General features: G+C 43.0%; 3 protein-coding genes. All 3 read right to left on the bottom strand.

Annotation, left to right across the window (positions count from 1 at the left end; all coding sequences use genetic code 11):
- Positions 1 to 440: 440 nt before the first annotated feature.
- Positions 441 to 1,796: a Gfo/Idh/MocA family protein gene (locus tag ACHFIY_RS19070; RefSeq protein ID WP_410847722.1), complete on the bottom strand. Its 1,356-nt coding sequence runs from the start codon at positions 1,794 to 1,796 to the stop codon at positions 441 to 443.
- 153 nt (positions 1,797 to 1,949) lie between these two features.
- A complete protein-coding gene (locus tag ACHFIY_RS19065) occupies positions 1,950 to 3,326 on the bottom strand; it encodes a 3-keto-disaccharide hydrolase (RefSeq protein WP_410847721.1) in 1,377 nt (458 codons plus the stop codon).
- 9 nt (positions 3,327 to 3,335) lie between these two features.
- The gene (locus ACHFIY_RS19060) at positions 3,336 to 4,547 is read right to left on the bottom strand and encodes a Gfo/Idh/MocA family protein (RefSeq protein ID WP_410847720.1); all 1,212 of its coding nucleotides are present in this window, start codon (positions 4,545 to 4,547) and stop codon (positions 3,336 to 3,338) included.
- Positions 4,548 to 4,999: the final 452 nt, after the last annotated feature.

Below are 4,999 nucleotides of genomic sequence, written 5' to 3'. Positions count from 1 at the left end.
GGTTCGACATGTGCTACGCTGACATGTTGAACAGCAGGTATACGAGCATCCCATGTATAAACTAGGAAGGGCTTATTCAGTCATCTTGTCATTAGAAAGAAGGCATATTTTGTAGGCCATCGCTCTAAGGTGTCCCTAAGATGTCTCTAAGGTCGGTGTAAGGTGGGTGTATTTGGGATTAAGACAAAATGTCATTTCCTATGACGGTATGGGGAATTGAAATGCCTCTTTACTTGGGTTCGTTCGAGATGGGCTGCGCTAACTTGTGGACGAGGGTTTCGCTTAGGATATGTTCAATAGATAGCTAAACCTTGAATGGTGCCATCGCCGTAAAAGCTAAATATGGGGCTGGATGCTTGGACACAAAAAAATAGCCTCGCAAATCAAAAGACTTGCAAGGCTATCAGGGTTTCGAACATTTGGCTATTATAGAAAATGGCTTAGTATTTAAACACTTTGCCACCTGCCATTACTTCCTGTGTGGCTTCGTCAAAAGTTACTTTTAGGCCTGTATGCACGGCGGCATTGGTCATAATGGTGGCAATGGAGTGGTTGTAACCTGCTTCTACTGGCGCATGGGGTTGCTGGCGGCTGCGGATGCATTCCATCCAATTGCGGATATGGGCCGAGGTCAGCTTGTCTGCACCTGTGTTGGCAGAGGCAATTATTTTCTCGGGGCTAGACAAAGTTACTTCGGGTAACAAATTGGGTTGCATACCCATTGCCGATGCCGCTTTGCCAATCAAGCCACCTTTGGGGGATACCATATTGGTTATCAGGTTCAACTCACCACCATTGGAATAATATAGTTCCGATGGGTTTTCATCCCCATTGTGCATCCGGGAGGAGAATACAACCTGAAAACCTGTGGAGGCATCATTTAGTGGGCCGTAATCAAATGCAGCCGTGATGGTGTCCCAATTTTTACGGCCATCTTTCCAAGCATAAATCCCGCCATTGGCCACAACCGACCTTGGGTGTTGCAAACCAGTGAACCAATGAACTGTATCAATTTGGTGGCTCATCCATTGCCCTGGCAATCCTGATGAATAAGGCCAAAACAAGCGGAATTCCAAATACTTACGGGCATCAAAGTTTTCGTAAGGCCGATTGAGCAGGAAACGTTTCCAATCGGTATCTTCTTCCTTTAGCTGTGCTATCTGTGCTGGCCTACGCCAGCGGCCGGGCTGGTTTACGTTCCAGGAAAGCTCTACCATGGTTACCGGGCCAAACTTGCCGCTTTGTATAAAATCAGCCGCTGCCTTGTAGTTCTCGCCACTACGACGTTGGGAGCCTATTTGTACAATCCTATCGGATGCTTTTATAGTTTTCAAGGCCATTCTATTGTCTTCCATTGTTTCGGCAAAGGGTTTTTCTACATAGGCATCGCAACCTGCTTTTACCGCTTCCGCAGCATGGGTAGCATGTTGAAAATCAGCAGTAGCCACAAATACGGCATCTACCAGCTTCTTGTCGTACATTTCTTCATTGTTGCGGCAGGCAACAATGTCATGCCCCATCTTGTCTTTCCAGGCAGAAACTCCTTCTTCCCTTCGCTTCTTCCAAATGTCAGACACGGCCACTATATCAAAATTAAGTTCTTTGTAATGCTGCATAAAGCAGGGCATGTGTGTGCCTTTGTGCCTATCGGAAAAACCGACTACACCCACCCGTACCCGGTCGTTTGAGCCAATAATCCGGTTATAACTTTTTGCACTGAAACCAGTCCTAGACACAACAATACCAGCACCAGCGAGTGCAGCTTTTTTGATAAACAATCGACGTGAACTTTCCATAATGGTAGCAATTTTTTTTGCCACAAGGCAAGGAAGTAATAAGTAGTAAGTAGTAAGTAGTAAGCGATAGGTATTATAAGCACTAATAGGACACCAATACTTACTACTTACCACTTATTACTTACGACTTATAGTATTTGTGGCAAGCTCTTTTTAAAGTGTTTTTATTTTGATGCTTTTGAAACTTACTTGGTTACCGTGATCCTGCAAAAGTATATGGCCTTCTTTTGCCTCGCCGAAATTAGGCCATTTATGGTATTTACTCATCGCTACCAAATCTTTAAATTCTTTTGACCCCCTTATATACGATAGTACCTTCACTCCATTTAGGTAATGGTCCACACGGTTGTCAGGATAAACGACTACCCTACCTGTATTCCATTGGCCGATAGGCTTGATAAAACGTTTTTGTTTATCGGCTTTAATAAGATCATATAAAGAAGCAAGGGTACGGTCCCCATCACGGCCCAATTTGGCATCGGGGTGCAGGGTATCGTCCAAAATTTGATACTCCAAGCCAATGGAAGAGCCTTCCGTTTTCTCATCTAGGGTTACAAAATATTTAACGCCACTATTGGCACCGGGCGTTAATTTGAATTGGAAAGATAAGTCAAATGCACTGAACAATTCATCAGATACAATATCCCCACCATTGGTGCTCTCCTTACCTTCAGATGACAAAACAGTAATTAATCCATTGTCAATCACCCATCCTTTTTCAGGAAATGCACTTCCTTTGGCACTGTACCAGCCTTTGCTGCTTTTGCCATCGAACAATAATTTCCAACCATTACTTTTCTCGTAAGTACTTAGTTTATTTGGTTCAAGATTGACTACATAAATCCCTCTTGTAAAAGGTTTCTGTTCGAGACCTGTTGTTTTAATACGGATATTCTTGAAATACACTTTTTTACCTGCATGTGATACCTCTTTTATAGCATGTACCTGTAAGCCAATGAACCCTTCATTATCCAACGTATCTACTACATAAGCACAAGCCACGCCATTTACCCATGTTTTCATTTCGTTGCCCATGCATTGTATTGTAAAATGGTTGTACTGCCCATTTTTAAAAGCAGTTTGTGCACTGGTATTTAAGTCCATTGGGTATAGCCATCCGCGCCTGCCTTCATCGTAAATACCACCTGTCCATTTGCGGGAAGTAGGATCCAATTCGCATTGGCGGCCATATACTTTTCCATGCCCTTGATTATCAGCAGCATCAAAATGGCTGCGGGTTTGTATGCCAGAGTTGCCAGTAGTGTCCTCTATTTTAATATCGGCTTCCAATATAAAATTGCCATATTCTTTTTCTGTGGTGAGAAAGGTATTGCCACTATTGACAACAGTAGTACCTACAATGGTACCGTCTTCTACTTTAAAAGTGGCATTGCCAGCCAAAGGTTTCCAGCCATTAAGGGTCTTGCCATCGAATAAATCTACCCATCCCGTTTTCTTTTGGGCAATGACATGTCTGCAACACATCACTACAACCATACAACTAAAAATAATCTTCGAATACTTGCTCATGTTCTTGTTTTATAATGATTGGAATTGATAAGAAGGTTTCCATTGGGTAATGGTATGGTTATACAACGCCTCGTTGGCAAGGTGCACGGCTATAGCCGTAGTAGCACCCGTAATTACATTGCTATCCGGCACTTGCTGCGTAGTTATGCATTTATAAAAACTAGTAAGTGCGTACCAGGTACCGTCTTTTGCAGGCTCGGTCAATATGGGGATGCCCCCATCTTTGTTCCATTCTATCTTGGTAGACCCTGTTACGCCATCCACCGTTTGCAGTTCTTTTTGTTGTTTTTTTTCTGGGTAATAAACGCCTTCGTGCATTAGTAAATCGACAGTCCCTTTTGTCCCTTTTATCTTGAACAAGTAGCCATCCCGCTCGTTTGAACAGGTTGCCCCGAAATTGCCAATCATGCCTTCCTTGTTGTATCTAAGCACTGCTTGGACATTGTCATAAGTTTCCCTGCCATCTTTGTAATTGTCGATGCCCCCTGTAGCAAATATTTCATCGGGGTGGGTGTTGAATGCCCAGTTTACAAAGTCTATCTGGTGCGACAATAACTCAGCCACCAAGCCACCGGAGTAGGCTTTGTACATCCGCCAGTTAATTTGTCTTTCCAATCCCGGTTGTGGCACTGGCCTGCGCCAACTAACGTTCCTGTCCCAGCGGCAGTCTATTTGGGTTACTTTACCCAAATAATCATTGTCTATCATTTCCTTCACCTTGTAATACAATGGTGCGTAGCGGTACTGATGCCCCACTTGCAGCACCTGTTTCTTGTGGGTTTGTACAAGGCTTACCAATTCCAATGCTTGTGGAATGTCGTAAGTCATGGTTTTTTCGAGGTACACATTCTTGCCTGCGAGGATGGCTGCTTTGGCTATCTCGAAATGTAAGTATAGCGGAGTTGCTATGATAACTGCCTGTATGTTTTTATTATCCAATAGGCCTTTGTAATCCTTATAGGTTTTATAGTTGGCGGTGATCATTTTCTTTACTTCATCAAAGCGAAAATCCAGCACATCACATACTGCCACCAATTGAAACAGGTTTTCCAGTTCATTGAGGATAGAGATAATGCCTTTGCCACGCTCGCCACAGCCAATCACGGCTATGTTTATTTTTTCATCGGCTTTATTGATGGTTAATGCTTGTAGCATTTTATTGTGGAACAACAACCCACCTGCGATAGCACCACCATTTTTTATGAAACTCCTTCTTTCCATACGCCTAGCAATATTTGCCAACTAAGTTCGTGTTAAATTTAAACTCAAAGCTTTCTTAATTCCTACTTTTAAAAAATCAACCGCAAAGGCCACAAAGCTATTCACGCAAAGAAGCGCAGAGGGCAAGCGGATTAAAGGCAAAACGTTTCACTTAAAGGGCACAAAGAATATTATTAGACCCTTTGCCAATGCTTTATTTTGTTTTTGTTCGTCATCGGATTATTCAAGCTACCTTTACTGTCCATCTTTCCTTCGTTCATCCTTCGTTCATCCTTCGTTTATCCTTCGTTCATCCTTCGTTCATCCTTCGTTCATCCTTCGTTCATCCTTCGTTCATCCTTCGTTCATCCTTCGTTCAGCATTCGTTCAGCATTCGCCAGTTGTTCGCTAGACATTCGGGAGTTATTCGCAAGTTTTTCGAACCGTCGTGATTTAAACTTCCCGAAAGTTTG

It is taken from the genome of Parasediminibacterium schistidii (assembly GCF_046546515.1).
In the GTDB taxonomy this organism is placed as follows: Bacteria; Bacteroidota; Bacteroidia; order Chitinophagales; family Chitinophagaceae; genus Parasediminibacterium.
The sequence above is the reverse complement of the archived record's forward strand: the minus strand, read 5'-3'. Positions and strand labels throughout refer to the sequence as shown.

What these genes read in the sequence shown, in the direction of transcription:
- ACHFIY_RS19070 (WP_410847722.1), bottom strand. Translation starts at nt 1,796, where the DNA reads ATGGAAAGTTCACGTCGATTGTTTATCAAAAAAGCTGCACTCGCTGGT.
- ACHFIY_RS19060 (WP_410847720.1), bottom strand. Translation starts at nt 4,547, where the DNA reads ATGGAAAGAAGGAGTTTCATAAAAAATGGTGGTGCTATCGCAGGTGGG.
- ACHFIY_RS19065 (WP_410847721.1), bottom strand. Translation starts at nt 3,326, where the DNA reads ATGAGCAAGTATTCGAAGATTATTTTTAGTTGTATGGTTGTAGTGATG.